At 72.7% G+C, this 15,934-nt stretch carries 15 protein-coding genes; 8 read left to right on the forward strand and 7 right to left on the reverse strand.

Annotated features, from left to right (window positions below):
* Window positions 1–2: 2 nt before the first annotated feature.
* Together HTZ77_RS33905 and HTZ77_RS33910 are read right to left on the reverse strand one after the other, a co-directional pair.
* Window positions 3–1,388, reverse strand: a complete 1,386-nt coding sequence (locus HTZ77_RS33905) for an extracellular solute-binding protein (protein ID WP_235995587.1) — start codon at window positions 1,386–1,388, stop codon at window positions 3–5.
* A 4-nt stretch (window positions 1,389–1,392) separates the two neighbouring features.
* Window positions 1,393–2,583, reverse strand: a complete 1,191-nt coding sequence (locus tag HTZ77_RS33910; RefSeq protein ID WP_175593824.1) for a carbohydrate kinase family protein — start codon at window positions 2,581–2,583, stop codon at window positions 1,393–1,395.
* 132 nt (window positions 2,584–2,715) lie between these two features.
* On the opposite strand from HTZ77_RS33910, the gene HTZ77_RS33915 reads away from it, so the two are divergent.
* The gene (locus HTZ77_RS33915) at window positions 2,716–3,474 is read left to right on the forward strand and encodes a DeoR/GlpR family DNA-binding transcription regulator (protein ID WP_175593825.1); all 759 of its coding nucleotides are present in this window, start codon (window positions 2,716–2,718) and stop codon (window positions 3,472–3,474) included.
* A gap of 34 nt (window positions 3,475–3,508) precedes the next feature.
* Window positions 3,509–4,858, forward strand: coding sequence for a 6-phospho-beta-glucosidase (locus HTZ77_RS33920; protein ID WP_175593826.1), 1,350 nt, complete (start codon window positions 3,509–3,511; stop codon window positions 4,856–4,858).
* A 30-nt stretch (window positions 4,859–4,888) separates the two neighbouring features.
* Here HTZ77_RS33920 and idi read toward each other — a convergent pair whose 3' ends face one another.
* The 5 genes from idi to HTZ77_RS33945 all read right to left on the reverse strand — a co-directional run bounded on the left by idi (window position 4,889) and on the right by HTZ77_RS33945 (window position 9,811).
* Complete coding sequence (gene idi / locus HTZ77_RS33925; protein WP_328808925.1) at window positions 4,889–5,497, reverse strand: isopentenyl-diphosphate Delta-isomerase; 609 nt, start codon at window positions 5,495–5,497, stop codon at window positions 4,889–4,891.
* The gene (locus tag HTZ77_RS33930) at window positions 5,490–6,686 is read right to left on the reverse strand and encodes a cytochrome P450 (protein ID WP_175593827.1); all 1,197 of its coding nucleotides are present in this window, start codon (window positions 6,684–6,686) and stop codon (window positions 5,490–5,492) included. The genes idi and HTZ77_RS33930 overlap by 8 nt, the downstream gene beginning before the upstream one ends.
* Window positions 6,686–7,477 carry a class II aldolase/adducin family protein gene (locus HTZ77_RS33935; RefSeq protein WP_175593828.1) on the reverse strand — a complete coding sequence of 264 codons (792 nt, stop codon included), beginning with the start codon at window positions 7,475–7,477 and terminating at the stop codon, window positions 6,686–6,688. Before HTZ77_RS33935 ends, HTZ77_RS33930 begins: the two co-directional genes overlap by 1 nt.
* A 30-nt stretch (window positions 7,478–7,507) precedes the next feature.
* A complete protein-coding gene (locus HTZ77_RS33940; protein WP_175593829.1) occupies window positions 7,508–8,434 on the reverse strand; it encodes an aromatic prenyltransferase in 927 nt (308 codons plus the stop codon).
* Window positions 8,435–8,755: 321 nt separating this feature from the next.
* Window positions 8,756–9,811, reverse strand: coding sequence for a LacI family DNA-binding transcriptional regulator (locus tag HTZ77_RS33945; RefSeq protein WP_205304312.1), 1,056 nt, complete (start codon window positions 9,809–9,811; stop codon window positions 8,756–8,758).
* A gap of 173 nt (window positions 9,812–9,984) precedes the next feature.
* Here HTZ77_RS33945 and HTZ77_RS33950 point away from each other — a divergent pair, with 173 nt between their 5' ends.
* The 6 genes from HTZ77_RS33950 to HTZ77_RS33975 all read left to right on the forward strand — a co-directional run bounded on the left by HTZ77_RS33950 (window position 9,985) and on the right by HTZ77_RS33975 (window position 15,934).
* Window positions 9,985–11,034: an asparaginase gene (locus HTZ77_RS33950; RefSeq protein WP_205304313.1), complete on the forward strand. Its 1,050-nt coding sequence runs from the start codon at window positions 9,985–9,987 to the stop codon at window positions 11,032–11,034.
* Window positions 11,035–11,036: 2 nt separating this feature from the next.
* Window positions 11,037–11,918: a polysaccharide deacetylase family protein gene (locus HTZ77_RS33955; protein WP_175593831.1), complete on the forward strand. Its 882-nt coding sequence runs from the start codon at window positions 11,037–11,039 to the stop codon at window positions 11,916–11,918.
* 32 nt (window positions 11,919–11,950) lie between these two features.
* Window positions 11,951–13,294 carry an MFS transporter gene (locus HTZ77_RS33960; protein WP_175593832.1) on the forward strand — a complete coding sequence of 448 codons (1,344 nt, stop codon included), beginning with the start codon at window positions 11,951–11,953 and terminating at the stop codon, window positions 13,292–13,294.
* Between the two features lie 17 nt (window positions 13,295–13,311).
* On the forward strand, window positions 13,312–14,088 hold the full coding sequence (locus tag HTZ77_RS33965) for an SDR family NAD(P)-dependent oxidoreductase (RefSeq protein WP_175593833.1): 777 nt from the start codon (window positions 13,312–13,314) through the stop codon (window positions 14,086–14,088).
* A gap of 21 nt (window positions 14,089–14,109) precedes the next feature.
* Window positions 14,110–14,895 carry an SDR family NAD(P)-dependent oxidoreductase gene (locus HTZ77_RS33970; protein ID WP_175593834.1) on the forward strand — a complete coding sequence of 262 codons (786 nt, stop codon included), beginning with the start codon at window positions 14,110–14,112 and terminating at the stop codon, window positions 14,893–14,895.
* A gap of 121 nt (window positions 14,896–15,016) precedes the next feature.
* Window positions 15,017–15,934, forward strand: coding sequence for a hypothetical protein (locus tag HTZ77_RS33975; RefSeq protein WP_175593835.1), 918 nt, complete (start codon window positions 15,017–15,019; stop codon window positions 15,932–15,934).

Here is a 15,934-nt window from a genome sequence, read left to right on the forward strand (position 1 = left end):
GCTCACCCGTTGCTCTCGGCGAAGGTCTTGTAGTCCTTCTCCAGCGTGTCGAGGAACTCCTTCGGCGTGGCCTTCTTGGCCAGCAGGTCCTGCAGCGCCGCGCCGAGCGTATCGGCGAAGGTGGGGGTGGCGTAGTCGAGGTAGGGCACCAGCCCGTTCTCCTTGGTGGCGGCGCCGAACGCGGTGAAGACGTCCTGCTGGGGCCCGGCCTGGACGGTCTGCTGCGCGGTGTCGGCGACCGGCAGGTTGCCGGTGGAGGTGAGCACCTTCATGGCGTCCGCGTTGGTGATGAAGTCGATGTAGGCCGCCGCCGCGTCCGGGTGCGGGCTCTTGGCCGTGATCGCGAACGGCAGGCCGGTGCCGCCGGTCGTGACGGGAGGGGCGCCGGCCGCGGCGCCGGGCGGCAGCATGAACCCGAGGTCCTTGCCGAGCGCCTTGTCCAGGTCGGCCAGCAGCCAGGTGCCCGCGATGAGGAAGACGCCCTTCCCCTTGCCGAACGCCTGCCAGGCCGGGTCGTAGCCCTGCCCGTTGAAGCCCTGCTCGAAGTAGCCCTTGTCCACCCAGCCGACCAGCTCCTCGACGGCCTTGACGTTCTCGGGCGTGGTCCAGGAGGCGCCCTTGCGGCCGAAGGCGAGCGTGGAGATCTGGTCGGCGGGCACGTGGCGGCCCTGCACCGTGCCGAACACGTGGATGGCGGGCCACTTGTCGAGGTTGCCGAGCTGCATCGGCACCTCGCCCCCGGCCTTGGCCTTCTCCAGCGCCGCCTGGAAGTCGGCCCACGTCTTCGGCGGCTCCAGGCCGAGCTTGGTGAGCTTGGCCCGGTTGTAGAAGACGCCGACGACCTCGCCGACCTGGGGCAGGCCGTACAGGTTGCCGTCGCCGAACACCTTGCCGTCGGCGCTGTAGCGCGAGTAGCGCAGCACCGAGTCGGGGTAGCGGGTCTTCCAGCCGTACCTGTCGGCGTAGGCGTCCAGCGGCAGGAGCTGGCCGGCCTTGACGAACTGGCCCATCGACGAGCGCCCGTTGTTGGCCTCCACCACGTCCGGCGGCTCGTTGCCGCTCAGCGCCAGGCGCAGCGTGGTGTTGAGGTCGTCGAACGAGCGCGAGACCCGCTTGAGCCTGATGTTGGGGTACTTGGCCTCGAACGCGGCGTTGAGCTGCTTCATCTGGGCGGCCTGACCGCCGCGTACCTCCTGGTCCCACACGGTGAGCGTCACGTCGCCCAGGGCGCCGGCGTCGGTGCGCACCGCAGAGGCGGCGGTCTTCGCCGGGGAGGGCGCGGGCGGGGCCGAGGAGCCGGGCGCGCACGCGGTGGCGGCGAGGGTCAGGACGCCGGCGGCCAGCACGGCGGACGTCCGCGGACCGCGGGGGCTACGGCCCATGATCATGGTGTTACTCCTTCTGGGCGGGCACGCGCTGCGCGGCCGGTACCTCGGGCTCGGTGGGGACCGCCGGGGCGGGCGGCTCAAGGTCGGCGTGCCGGGCGATCGTGGCGGCGGCCCGGCGCACCGCGCCCACCGGCACGGTCGGCACGAGCCGGTCGAGGAAGGCGTAGCGGCGGGCCAGCGAGTCGCCGTAGGCGCCGCCCCGCCCGGCCGCGCCGCGCACCTCGTGCCACCAGTCCGCGATGTCGCCCCAGCCCGGCGCGGCCAGCGACCCGCCGAACTGCTGGACGGCCAGCCCGGCGCACACCCCGGCGAAGGCCAGCCGGTCGGCCAGCGGCCATCCGGACAGCGTGCCGAGCACGATGCCCGCGCCGAAGACGTCGCCCGCGCCGGTCGGGTCAAGCGCGCGCACCCGGGGGGCGGGCACGTACGCCTCCTCGCCGGTCGTCGAGTCGATGGCCATGGCGCCGTTCGCGCCGTCGGTGACGACGGCCAGCGGCACCTTGTCGGCGAGGACGTACAGGGCGTCGCGCGGATTGTCGGTGCCGGTGTAGGCCATCGCCTCGACCGCGTTCGGCATGAACGCGTGGCAGACGGCGAGCTGGTCGAGCAGCGACGGCGACCACGCGCCCGACGGGTCCCAGCCCACGTCGGCGAAGATCATGGCGCCGTCGCGCTGGGCCAGCTCGGCCCAGTTGCACGCGGCGCCGGGCGGCGCGCCGAGCGGCTCCTCCGCGGAGAGCGTCACGATCACGGCCCGGGACCGGGGCGGTTTGCCGATCATCTCCGAGGCCGACATGGGCGCGGGATGGCCGTGGGTCACCATGCTCCGGTCGCGGTCGACGGCCATGGAGACCGTCACCGGCGTGTGCCACTGGTCGAAGCGCCGCGACTTGGACAGGTCCACCGACTCCTGCTCGGCCAGCGTGCGCCAGCAGAAGTCGCCGTAGTCGTCGTCGCCGAACGCGGCGGCCAGCGACGTGCGCAGGCCCAGCCGGCTGGTCGCGATGGCCAGGTTGGCGATGCCTCCGGGGCAGGAGCCCATGCCCTCGGCCCATGTCTCGGTGCCGGCGGCGGGCATGGCGGGCAGACCGGTGAACACGATGTCGAGGAACACGGTGCCCGCGAGGAAGACGTCGAACTGCGGAGCCTCGGGGCTCCGTAGATCGGCGAGAGGGTCGTAGGCCTGGGCAGACACGGGTAAGAGACCTCCTCGACAGTACGAGATGTGCGCAATCTTGCACGTTTACTCGCGCACATCAAGTGTTTCGTGTGAGTAATTGGTAGAAGATGCTCGTTCATGCGCGCGTTTGACTGTTAGAATCCGATCGTGCTCCAGCACCTCAGGCATGCGGAGATCATGCGCCGAGTCCGGCTCTCGGGGGCGACCAGCGTCCGTGACCTGGCGGCCCAGTTGGGCGTGAGCCCGTCCACCATCCGCCGCGACCTGGAGGTGCTCGACCGCGACGGCACGCTCAGGCGTGTGCGCGGGGGCGCCCTGGCCGGCGCCGACGCCGACACCGACCGGCCCTTCGCCGAGGTGGCGGGCGTGGACGAGCAGGACAAGGAGGCCGTGGCGGCGCGCGCCGCGCGGCTCGTCGGCGACGGCGACGTCGTCCTGCTCGACATCGGCACGACCACGATGCGGCTGGCCTGCTGCCTGCGCGGGCGCCGCGTCACCGTGGTCACCTCCAGCCTCGCCGTCCTCGACGTGCTGCGCGACGACCCGGTGGTCGAGCTGCTGCTGCTCGGCGGCATGCTGCGCCGGCCGTACCACTCGCTGGTGGGCGTGCTCACCGAGGAGGCGCTCGGACAGGTCTGCGCCGACCGGGTGTTCCTCGGGGCGAGCGGGGTCCGCGCCGACGGCCAGCTCGTGGACACCACACTCGCCGAGGTGCCGCTGAAGCGCGCCATGATCGCCGCGGCGGGTCAGGTGGTGCTGCTCGTGGACCGGCACAAGTTCCCCGGGACGGGCGCCCTGCGGGTGTGCGGGCCCGAGGACATCGATGTGCTCGTCACCAATGAGGGCGCCGATGCGTCCACGCTGCGCGCCTGCGCGGACGCCGGTGTCGAGGTCCTGCTCGCGTGAGCGCCGGAGCGAGGTCCGGCGGTGAGGAGATCGGATGAGACTGGCCGTTCTGGGAGGCGGGGGCTTCCGGGTCCCGCTCGTGTACGGCGCGCTGCTGCGCGACGTCGCCAAGCCCCGGGTGGAGGAGGTGGTGCTGTACGACGTGTCGACCGAGCGGCTGGAAGCCATCGGCCACGTCCTGGAGCAGCTCGCCGCGGGGCACGACGACCCGCCCGTGGTGCGCGTCACCACCGACCTCGACACCGCGCTGCGCGGGGCAGACTTCGTCTTCTCCGCGATCCGGGTCGGCGGCCTGGCGGGCCGCACGGCCGACGAGCGGGTCGCGCTGGACCTCGGCGTGCTCGGCCAGGAGACCACCGGGCCCGGCGGGGTCGCCTACGGCCTGCGCACGATCCCGGTCGCGGTGCGCGTGGCCGAGCGGATCGCCGCCCTCGCCCCGGACGCGTGGGTCATCAACTTCACCAACCCGGCCGGCATGGTCACCGAGGCCATGCGCCGCGTCCTGGGCGAGCGGGTGATCGGCATCTGCGACTCGCCGATCGGCCTGGTGCGGCGGACGGCCTCCGCCCTCGGGCTCGACCCGGCCCGCGTGTCGCCCGACTACGTGGGGCTCAACCACCTCGGCTGGCTGCGCGGGCTGTCGCACCAGGGCCGCGACGTGCTGCCCGGGCTGCTCGCCGACGACGGCGCGCTGCGGCAGGTGGAGGAGGCGCGGATCTTCGGCGCCGACTGGGTGCGCACCCTCGGCGCGCTGCCCAACGAGTACCTGTACTACTACTACTTCACCCGCGAGGCCATCGCCGCGACCTCGGGCCGCACCCGTGGCGAGTCGCTGCTCGGCCAGCAGGACCGCTTCTACGCGGCGGTCCGCGAGCGGCCCGGCCAGGCGCTGGCCGAGTGGACCAGGGCGCGCAGGGAGCGCGACGAGTCGTACATGGCCGAGGCCCGCGACGTCACCGAGGCCGGCGAGCGCGACGCCGCCGACCTGGAGGCCGGCGGGTACGAGGGCATCGCGCTCGCGCTCATGGCGGCCATCGCCCGCGGCGAGCCCACCACCATGATCCTCAACGTGCGCAACGGCGCCGCCGTGCAGGGGCTGCCCGAGGACGCGGTGGTCGAGATCCCGTGCGCGGTGGACGGCTCGGGGGTCAGGCCGCTGGCCACCCGGCCGCTGCCCGGGCGCTTCCTCGGGCTGGTCCAGCAGGTGAAGGCGGTGGAGCAGACGGCCATCGAGGCGGCCCTGTCGGGCTCGTCGCGGCTCGCGGTCGAGGCGTTCGCGCTGCACCCGCTGGTCGACTCGGTGAGCACGGCCCATCGGCTCCTCGACGGCTACCGGGCCCGCGTCCCGCAGCTCGCCGAGGTACTGGACGACGGCCTGCTCTAGCGGACGAGCCGGTTCCGGGACGCGCCTGCTCTAGCGGACGAGCCCGCTGGGGTGGGCGAGCGCCGGGGGCAGCGACGACTCCGGCGCCTCCGGCCACTGCGACGGGCGGCCCAGGCACTCCAGTTGCTCCATCTGCAACCGGAACCAGGGCGAGCTCTCGCTGTGCCCGGTCAGCTCCCGGCACTCCTCCCAGGAGAGCCAGGCGGCCATGGAGACCTCGTCGAGGTTGAGCGAGAGCCGCTCGTCCGAGGCGGTCGCCCGGACCACCGGGCACAGCTCGTGCTCGACCGTCCCGTCGCCGGCGACCGCCCGGTAGGAGAACCGGGGCAGGATCACGCTCACCTCGCGCAGCGTGATGCCCAGCTCGGTCCTGACCCGCCGGGCCACCGCGTCCTTCAGCCCTTCGCCGGGCGCGGGGTGGCCGCAGCAACTGTTGGTGAGCACGCCGGGAAAGGTCTTCTTGCTCGCGGCCCTGCGGGTGATGAGGACCTGCCCGGCGGCGTTCACGATGTAGGAGGAGAACGCCAGGTGGTAGGGCGTGTCCGCGTGGTGGGCGGACAGCTTGGCGGCGGAGCCGATCGCGTGGCCCTCGGGATCCAGCAGGACGACTCTTTCCTCGGGCACTGTTCCCTCATGCACGGTTCGATCCTCGTTCTGGCTCGTAGCGGATCGGGAGCCGGGCGGGGCCCTGCAGCGATCGCAGCGGCCTCCAGGTCGGCGGGCCCGCGGGTTCGAGGCGGGCGACCCGGCCCAGGAGCGTGCCCAGCGCCTCCTGCATCTCGACGCGGCCGAGCTGGCCGCCCAGGCAGTAGTGGGCGCCGCCGCCGAAGCTGAGGGTCGCGGCGGCCGCCGGGCGCCCCAGGTCGTAGGCGTGGGGGTCGGCGTAGACGTCGGGGTCCCGGTTCATGGCCGGGATGGCGAGGATGATCCTGGTGCCGGCGGGGATGTCCAGGCCGTTGACGGTGGCGTCGGCGGTCGCGACCCGGCGCAGGAAGCTCGCGACGGGGGTGAGCCTGGCCATCTCCTCCACCGCCGCCGGGATCAGACCTGGGTCCTTCTTGAGCTCGGCCCAGAGGTCGGGGCGGCCGGCCAGGAACTCCAGGCAGCTCGCGAGCTGCAGCCGCGTCGTGTCCGTCCCGGCCATGATGAGCGCGGAGACGAGCGCGGTCAGGTCCTCGGTGGTGAGGTCCTCCTGCTGCTGGATCAGATCGGTGATGAGGTCGTCCGCCGGTTCGGCCCGGCGCGCCTCGACGAGACGGCGCACGTGGGCGTCGAGCTCGTCATGGGCGGCCAGGCCCTCCGGCACCGCGCTCGCGTCGAACAACGCGAGCGTCCAGGCGTCGGCGGTGCGGGAGTAGAGGGGGAGGTCCGCCGCCGGGATGCCCAGGGCCGAGCAGATGACGGGGATCGGGTACGGGTGGGTCCACGCGGCGACGGCGTCGACGACCGGGCCCGGGATCGTCCTGTCGACCAGCTCGCCGAAGGTCCGGCGCATCAGCGGGCGCATCCGGTCGATCGCGCCCGGCTTGAAGGCGGGCGAGGCCAGGCGCCGCATCCGGGCGTGCTCGGCCCCGCTCAGGTGCAGCAGCGACCGGCGGCGCCGCGCGACGTAGCGGGGGTCCAGGCCGGACCCGAGGTCCTCCAGGATCCCCTGCCCGAACGCCCGGTTGCCGAGGGCGGCGCGCCCGTCGGCGTGCCGCAGCAGCACCAGCGCCTCACCCAGGCGCGCCGTCCGCAGGCCGTCGGGCAGCCTCCTCAGCCGGGTCCAGAGGGGGCCCGACGACGCGGTGAGCAGGGGTTCGAGGTCCACCAGCTCGCTGGTGCGCATCAGTCGCCGGAACCGAACAGATCGGGGTCGCTCTGGGCGATCTGCAGGTACATCGGCTGGAAGCTGTTCCAGGCGATGAGGTGGTTGCCGATCTGCTGCCGGGTCAGCCGGGCGATCTCCGGCGGGACGAGGGTGAGCGGCCCGGCGGCCTGGGCGAGCAACTGGGCGTGGCAGCACCGGTCCATCGCGACGAACCACCAGGCGGCCGCGTCCACCGTCTCGCCGACGGTGAGGAGCCCGTGGTTGCGCAGGATCACCGCCTTGTGCGGGCCGAGGGTCTTGGCGATCCTCCTGCCGTCCTCGCCGTCGAGGACGATGCCCGTGTAGTCCTCGAACAGGGCGTGGTCCTCGAAGAACGGGCAGGCGTCCTGCGTGATGGGGTCCAGCAGGCGGCCGAGGGCGGAGAAGGCCCGCCCGTGGATCGAGTGGGTGTGGACGACCGCCGTGGCGTCGGGCCTGGCCTGGTGGATCTGCTGGTGGATGTTGAACGCGCCCAGGTTGATCTGGTGCCGCCCCTGGACGATCGCGCCGTCCCCGTCCACGAGGACGAGGTTGTCCACGGTCATGTGGGCGAAGGGGACGCCCATGGGGTTGACCCAGTAGTGATCCGGCGTCTCCGGGTCGCGCACCGTGACGTGCCCGGCGAGCCCCTCCTCGTAGCCGAACCGCCCGAAGATCCGCATGGTGGCGGCGAGCCGTTCCTTGCGGTGGCGGCGCTCCTCGGCGACGCTCGTGAACACCGGAGGCTTCAGGAAGAGGTCTTCCGGCGGGAGTTTCTGTGGCGTCGTCATGATGAATTCACCCTCCGAATGTGCGGCGTTTCAGCCGAGGACCGGATCCTTCTGCGTGCTGCCGCTGAAATAGCAGTCCCAGTCCGTGAGAAGCGCCGACATGTCGCCGAGGTAGCCCTTCTCCGCCTTGATGTACGTGCCGCCCCGGCGGCCGAACGACCAGCCGACGGCGTTGACCGTGGTGTCGTCATAGGAGGGCGCCTCGGCGAAGAACTGCGCGATGCGTTCCGGAATCGCGGGAAATCGTCCGGGGGGCAGCTTCAACGCGTAGAAACAACACCGCTCCGGCGCCCCTGTGGCCATCGAGGCGGTCACGGCGACACAGAAATCCTCGGGCACGAATGTCCGGATGTCGGCGAGCTGCGCCTCGTCCGGCGGCGCGGCGTCCACCAGGCGCAGGATCTCGGCGCAGCGGTCCATCGTGATGGGTCCCCGGGTGCGGAAATACAGGTTGACGGTCTGGTGGCGGTGGTCGACCGCGACGAAGCGGAGGTAGTCGAGCTGCGCCGCGTGGAAGGCGTCCAGTTGCCCGCGCAGCCCCGCCGGGACGAAGGACCGGCCCAGGATCTCCTCGGCCGGTCGCATGCCGCCGAGGTAGAGCCAGGTCTTGGCCAGGCCGTTGGCGGCGTCGAAGTCGCAGGACTGCGTGGCGGCGCCGCCCTGCGCCTCGGTCCAGTCGCGGATCAGGCGCGTGGCGGCCGACTCCTCCGCGAGCAGGCCGGCCTTGAGCGCGGTCGCGACCGTGTCGTTCTGCGCCCGGGCGAAGAACCGGTAGCACAGGTGGTCGCCGGGGCGGCCGGTGGTCTTCCACACGGTCGCGCCGTCGCGGAACCCGTCGCCGAAGGTGTCGAGCACCTTGCGGGTGAGGTCTTCCTCGTAACGCGCGCCGAGCGCGGCGGCGGTTCTTTTGATTTCGTCCAGGAACAGCGATTCCGAGAAGGACACGGTCTGACCCATCGGGCTTCTCCCTAGCTCCATGACGCAAACGGCAACCATTTCGCGCCGCATTTGTTTCGCGGACGTAAAAAAGTCCGCACGGGCGCGTGGGAAATGTGCGGAGTTGCAGCGGCAAACAAGGGGAATAGCGTGAGACCGTGGTCTCTTTGCAAGATCCTAAGGATCGCCTCCGCTCAGCGTCAAGAGGTAGGTAAACGCGCCGAACGACTGCTCAGCGCGTTTATTTCCTGACCATGAGTAAGGCGGAACGGTCCATCTTGGGACGATTCAATAAGTTCGTGGAATTACCGTGAGCCGTGCTCATGAAAAACGTGACGGGCGCTAGCCGCCCACCTTGGCCATCAGCCGCTCGTACCGGGCGGGGTCGCTGGACGCGCGGACGATCAGCTCGGGCCGGAGCAGCTCGCTCTCGCCCTGCTCGCCCGCCAGGACGCGGACGAGCTGCCGCAGGCCCCGGCGGCCCATCTCCCGCATGGGGGAGCGGACCGTGGTCAGCGGCACCGGCAGCTCGGCGGCCAGCGGCGTGTCGTTGAATCCCACGACCGCGATGTCGGCCCCGACCCGCAGCCCGTGGTCGCGCAGCGCGCCGATCGTGCCGATCGCGCCGAAGTCGTTGACCACGAACACCGCCGACGGCAGGGGCCCGCTCGCGAGCAGCCGCTCGGTGCCCGCACGGCCGCCCTGGGCGTCGAAGCGGGAGTGGACGATCCGGTGCTCGGGGATCGGCAGCCCCGCCTCGCGGAAGCGGTCGGCGAAGCCGCCGGTGCGGTCCACGCCGGTGCTCGCGTACGGCTCGCCGGCCACGACCGCGACGTCCCGGTGGCCCTGCTCCAGCAGGTGCTCGGCCACCATCCGGCCGCCCAGGTAGTCGTCGCACACGACCGCCGGATGCCCGCCGGCGCGCCGGTTGACCAGCACGAACGGCACGCCCCGCGCGGCCACCTCGTCGAGGAACCCCGAGTCGGAGTGGGCGTCGCCGAAGATCATGCCGTCGACGCGGCGGCCGAGGACCATCTCGGTGCGGGCCCGCTGCACCTCGGGGACGTCACGGGTGTTGGTGACGAACGTGGACAGGCCGTGCTCGGCGGCGGCCTCCTCGATGCCCTCGTAGATGGTGGCGAGGACCACGTCGGACAGGCGGGGGACCAGGACGCCGATGAGGTTGCTGCGCTGCGTGCGCAGGCTCATGGCGTGGGGGTTGCGCTGGTAGCCGAGCTCGTCGGCGAGCCGGCGCACGCGCTCGACGGTCGGGCTGGACGCCGCCCGCAGCCCCTCGCCCGGCTTGGCGTGGAGCACCCGCGACACGGTGGAGACGTGCAGGCCGAGCTGGTCGGCGATCATCTGCAGGGTTACCGGTCGCGCCTTCTTCGCACCCAATGCCCCTCGGCCTCCGGTGAACTCGGGCTCGCCTGTTCGTGCGCCGCGGCGGGCGGCCGGCTGTTTCGTTGATTTTAACGCGGAGTTATTGACATCACGTAGGCGCAGGTCAGATGCTACCAAACGTTTGGCCCAAACGTTTGGCTAACCGCGCTTTCGAAGGAGGCCGCCGCGTGTCCAAGGTCATCGTCCTGTCCACGGGAGGGACCATCGCCACCCGCCGTGACGTGCAGGGAGTGGGCCTCGCCAAGGACGGGGCGGGCGAGCTCCTCGGGCGGCTCCCGGTCGAACCCGGGGTCGAGGTGGACGGCGTGGACGTGCTGTGCGCCGGCAGCTACCTGTTCACACCGGCCGACATGCGCGAGGTCGTCCTGGCCGTCCGCGCCGCCCTCGCCGATCCGGGCGTGCTGGGCGTCGTCGTCACCCACGGCACCGACGCGATGGAGGAGACGGCCTACCTCGCCGACCTCTTCCACGACGACCCCCGGCCGGTCGTCTTCACCGGCGCGCAGCGCCCCGCCGACGCCGTGGACGGCGACGGCCCGCGCAACCTGGCCGACGCGATCACCGTCGCGGCGTCCGGCGCGGCGCGCGGCCTGGGCGCGCTGATCTGCTTCGACGGCCGCGTCTACGCCGCCCGCGGCACGCGCAAGACCCACACCCTGGCCCCGGCCGCGTTCTCCGCGCCCGACGGCGGCCCGCTCGGGCGGGTGCGGGCCGGGGAGGTGGACATCACGCTGACGCCGTCCCGGCCCGAGCCGCTCGACCTCGGCGCGTACGACCTGGACGGCGTCCGGGCCGACATCGTGGCCCTCTACCCGGGCTGCGACGCCGGCGCGCTGCGCGCGGCGGCCGACGCGGGCGCCACCGGGATCGTGCTGGAGGCGCTCGGCGCGGGCAACGCCAACCCCGCCGTCGCCGCCGAGGTGGCCCGGCTCACCGGGGCCGGCGTCGTCGTGGCACTGTCGACCCGCGTGGACGCCGGTCCCGTCGCCGCCCTCTACGGCAACGGCGGGGGCGCGGACCTCGTCGCGGCCGGTGCGATCCCCACCGGGATCCTGCGCGCGCCGCAGGCCCGCGTGCTGCTCGGCGCCCTGCTCGGCTGCCACCGCGACCCCGCCCGGGTGCGCGAGGGACTGGCCGCGCGCACCGGCGGAGTCACCGCCACGGGCCGGACCCGGCCCGCCGATCCGACTGAAGGCTCGACCGAAAGGACGAAGTGACCATGCCCAAGGAGATTCTCGTCGCGTACGGCGTGGACGTCGACGCCGTCGCCGGCTGGCTCGGCTCGTACGGTGGAGAGGACTCCCCGTGCGACATCTCGCGCGGCCTGTTCGCCGGCGAGGTCGGCACGCCGCGCCTGCTGCGCCTGTTCGAGAAGTACGACCTGCGCACCACCTGGTTCATCCCCGGCCACTCCGTCGAGACGTTCCCCGACCAGACCCGCATGGTCGTGGACGGCGGCCACGAGATCGGCGTGCACGGCTACTCCCACGAGAACCCGATCGCGATGAGCCGGGAGCAGGAGAGCGCGGTCCTCGACCACTGCATCGACCTGGTCGAGAAGTACGCGGGCCGCCGGCCGACCGGCTACGTCGCGCCGTGGTGGGAGTTCTCGCCCGTCACCAACGAGCTGCTGCTGGAGCGGGGCATCAAGTACGACCACTCGCTCATGCACGACGACTTCAGCCCGTACTACGTCCGGGTGGGCGACAGCTGGACGAAGATCGACTACTCGCGGCCGGCGGCGGAGTGGATGAAGCCGCTCCGGCGGGGCGAGGAGACCGACCTGATCGAGATCCCCGCCAACTGGTACCTCGACGACCTGCCGCCCATGATGTTCGTCAAGGCCAGCCCGAACAGCCACGGCTTCGTCAGCCCGCGCCACCTGGAAGAGATGTGGCGCGACCAGTTCGACTGGGTGTACCGCGAGTGCGACTACGCGGTGTTCACGATGACCGTCCACCCCGACGTGTCCGGCCGGCCGCAGAACCTGCTCATGCACGAGCGGCTCATCGAGTACATCAGCGGCCACGAGGGCGTGCGCTGGGCCACCTTCGACGAGATCGCCGACGACTACAGGACCCGCTTCCCGCGCCGGCGTTAGCGGACGTCAAACCCCCACGAAAGGGCTCCGCCATGACCACGACCTCTCCTGACGTCCCGGGGAGCGGCACCGCTCCCGGCACCCGGCGTCTCCCGCACGTCGGAGTGCGGGAGACGCGCAAGGCCACCGTGATCGCGCTGTTCGCGTGGATCTTCGCCGTCTACGACTACATCATGTTCGGCACGCTGCTGCCGGAGATCTCCGCGCAGTTCGGCTGGGCCCCGGCCGAGGCGTCGCTGTACTCCACGCTCATCTCGGTGGGCACCGCGGTCGTCGTCCTCGGCGTCGGGCCGCTGGTCGACCGGCTGGGCCGCCGCAAGGGCATGATCATCACGGTGTCGGGCACGGCGCTCGCCTCCGCCGTCTCGGCCGCGACGATGAACGCCGCGTACCTGGTCGGGGTGCGCTCGCTGGGTGGCCTCGGCCTGGCGGAGCAGTCGGTCAACGCGACGTACCTCAACGAGATCTACGCCATGACCGAGGACGAGAAGATCAAGAAGCGGCGGGGCCTCGTCTACAGCCTCGTCCAGGGCGGCTGGCCGCTCGGCACACTGCTCGCGGCGGCGTTCATCGCGGTCTTCCTGCCCCTGGTCGGCTGGCGGGGCTGCTTCCTGCTGGCGACGTTCCCCGCCGTCGTCATCGCGCTGCTGCGGCGCGGCCTGCGCGAGACGCCGCAGTTCGAGCTGCAGCAGCGCATCGAGCGGCTGCGCAAGGAGGGGCAGGCCGAGCGGGCGGCCACCCTGGCCCGGGAGCACGGCGTCCAGGAGAGCCAGGCGGCCCCGTTCCTGGAGATCTTCCGCGGGCCCGCGCTGCGCAACACGCTGGTCCTCGGCTTCGCCTGGTTCGTCAACTGGTTCGGCATCCAGGTGTTCAGCGTGCTCGGCACGACCGTGCTGACCGAGGGCAAGAGCGTCGGGTTCACCAACTCGCTGCTCATGTTCATCGTGATCAACGCGGTCGGCTACCTCGGGTACGTCTTCCACGGCTGGGCCGGGGACCGGTTCGGCCGGCGCAACGTCATCGCGTTCGGCTGGATGGCCTCCGGGGTGCTGTTCGCGCTCATGCTGCTGGTCGCGCAGGGCACGCTCGCCGTGGTCGCGTTGTACTCGCTCGGCATGTTCTTCCTGGTCGGACCGTACTCGGCGATGTTGTTCTACATGGGCGAGTGCTACGACACCCGCTGCCGGGCCACCGGGACCTCCTTCATCAACGCCATCAGCCAGCCGGGCGCCATCGCCGCCGGCGCGATCATCACGGCGATGCTCGTGGCGGGCTCCGACTGGAACCAGGGCGCGCTCATCGTGGGGGCGCTGGGAACGTTCCTGTCCGGCTTCGTGATGTTCGGCGCCCGCAAGGTCCCCGCCCTGTCCCAGTGACCTCTTCTGGAGAACGCATGACATCCACCCGCTCCGAGAAGCGTGTCGCCGTCATCACCGGCGCCGCCAGCGGCATCGGCCGCGCGCTGGCCGTCGCGTACGCCGCCCACGGCGTGCGCACGGTCATCGGCACCTACCCCGGCGACCCGCACGACCCCGCCGAGACGCTCCGCCAGGTCGAGCGGGCGGGCGGCTCCGGAGTCGTCCACGAGGTGGACGTGCGCGACGCCGCGCAGGTCGAGGCGTTCGCCCAGCGCGCGCTCGACGAGTGGGGCCGCCTCGACGCCGCCGTCGCCAACGCCGGCGTCCTGCGCCGCGCCGCCCTCGCCGAGCTGACCGACGCCGCGTGGGACGACATGCTCCAGGTGGACCTGACCGGCGTGCTGCGCACGCTGCGCTCCGCCGCCGCCCGCATGAGCGGGGCGGGCGCGATGGTCGCCGTGTCGTCCATCGCGGGCGGCGTGTACGGCTGGGGCGAGCACGCCCACTACGCCGCCGCGAAGGCCGGGGTGCTGGGGCTGTGCCGCAGCCTCGCCGTGGAGCTGGCGCCCCGCGGCATACGGGTCAACTCGGTCATCCCCGGGCTCATCGTCACCCCGCAGTCGTCCGACCCCGTCAACTCCCTGGGCCCCGACGGCCTCGCCCGGGCCGGCCAGGACATCCCCTGGGGCCGGGCGGGGCGGCCGGAGGAGGTGGCCTCCGTCATCCGGTTCCTCACCTCGGACGACGCGGCGTACGTGACCGGCCAGACCATCGTCGTGGACGGCGGGCTCACGGTCCGCATGCCCGCCTGAGCTCGTCCGAGGAGGACCACCATGTCACCCACCCCCGCCCCCACCCCCGCCCCCGCCTCCGCCCCCACTCCCGGCGCCCTCGCGGGCAGGACGGCGCTGGTCACGGGTGGCGCCAGCGGCATCGGCCGGGCGATCGCCGAGGCGTACGTCCGTGAGGGGGCCGCGGTCGTCGTCGCCGACCTCGACGCCTCCCGCGCGGCCGAGGCCGCCGCCGGGACCGGCGCGGCCGGCCACGTCACGGTGGACGTCGGCGACCCGGGGTCGGTCGCCGAGGCCGTGTCCGCGGCGATGGACCGGCTCGGGCGCATCGACGTGCTGGTCAACTCGGCCGGCATCCTCACCGAGGCGCCCCTGGTGGAGATGGACCCGCGGGTGTGGGACCGGACGATCGCCGTCGACCTGACCGGCGTCTTCCTGTGCTGCCGTCACGTCGTCCCGCACATGGTGGAACGGCGGTGGGGCCGCGTGATCAACATCGCCTCGCAGCTCGGCATCAAGGGCGGCCGGTCGCTCAGCCACTACGCGGCGGCCAAGGCGGGCGTCATCGGCCTGACCAAGTCGCTCGCGCTGGAGGTCGCCGAGCACAACGTGCTGGTCAACGCCATCGCGCCCGGCCCCGTCGAGACGCCGATGGTCGCCGGGATCACGGACGCCTGGAAGACGGCCAAGCGGGCGGAGCTGCCGCTGGGCCGCTTCGGCCGCCCCGAGGAGATCGCCCCCACGGCCGTCCTCCTCGCCACGGACCCGGGCGGCAACCTCTACGTCGGCCAGACCCTCGGCCCCAACTCGGGCGACGTCATGCCGTGACGGGGGTGGAGGGTAGATCGCCAGGGGGGAGAGCGCGGAGGCCGGGGCGTGGGGTGCGGAGGTCGGAGGTCATCGGTGGGCATGCGTGGTGGGCGTGAATCGTGGGTGAGGGGAGCCGGTGATGTGCGGGGCGTGCGGGGCTGATCGCGGCGGCGCCGACTGGGCGCGGCCGTGGGTCGCCGGTCCCGCCGCCCGCGCGGCCGTTGCCGCCGCCGTCTCCCGGGTGCGCCCGGCGTCCCGTACGCGGATCTCGCCGGTCGTGGGCGGGTGGCTCGTCACGCGTCCCACCGGCGGCTCGGCCGTCTGCGGCACGCTCGGCGAGCTGGTCGCGGCCGTACGGTCCGCGTCACCCGGACCGGAGGCGCCCGTGGACCCGGCGCGTCCCTCGGGGCCGCTGGCCGTACCCCCGGCGGCGGACGGCCGTACGGGAATCGTCCTGCTCGTGGATCCCCACCGCCCACCCCGCGACCTCGCCACCGCCCTCTCCGGGTCCGCCCGCCCCAAGGAGACCTCCGCCTCCGAGGAGACCGCGCCTCCCGAGGAGACCTGCGGCCGCAAGGAGGTCACCCCCAACGAGGAGACCACCCCCACCGAGGAGACCACCCCCACCGAGGAGACCGCCCGCGTTGAGGAGGCGGCTCGTGCCGAGGAGGCCGTGCGTCCCCAGGAGACCGCCCGCTTCGACGTGGTCGCCTCGGCTCTGGTCGTCGTGCCCGCAGAGGCGGACGCGCTCGACGTCCTGGCCGCGCTCGCCGCCCCCACGTGGCTGCGGCGCGTCTACCTCGCCCGCGTCGAAGGGGCCGCCGCCCCGTGGGGTGCGCCGCCCTCGCGCGGGACCGGCGCTCCGCCGGTCCCGCGCGAGCCCGGGTTCGGCGCGGACGTCCTCGTCAGGCTGGAGTGGGCCCGCCAGGAGGGCCGGTTCGACGGCACGGCCGTCGCCGTGCGGTGGCCGCTCGGCGGTGGCGCGCTGCTGGACGTCGAGATCCGCGCCGGCCACCTCGTACGGGCCCGCACCCTGCACCCCGGCACACCAGCGTGA

The organism is Nonomuraea montanisoli, assembly GCF_013363975.1.
Lineage (GTDB): Bacteria > Actinomycetota > Actinomycetes > Streptosporangiales > Streptosporangiaceae > Nonomuraea > Nonomuraea montanisoli.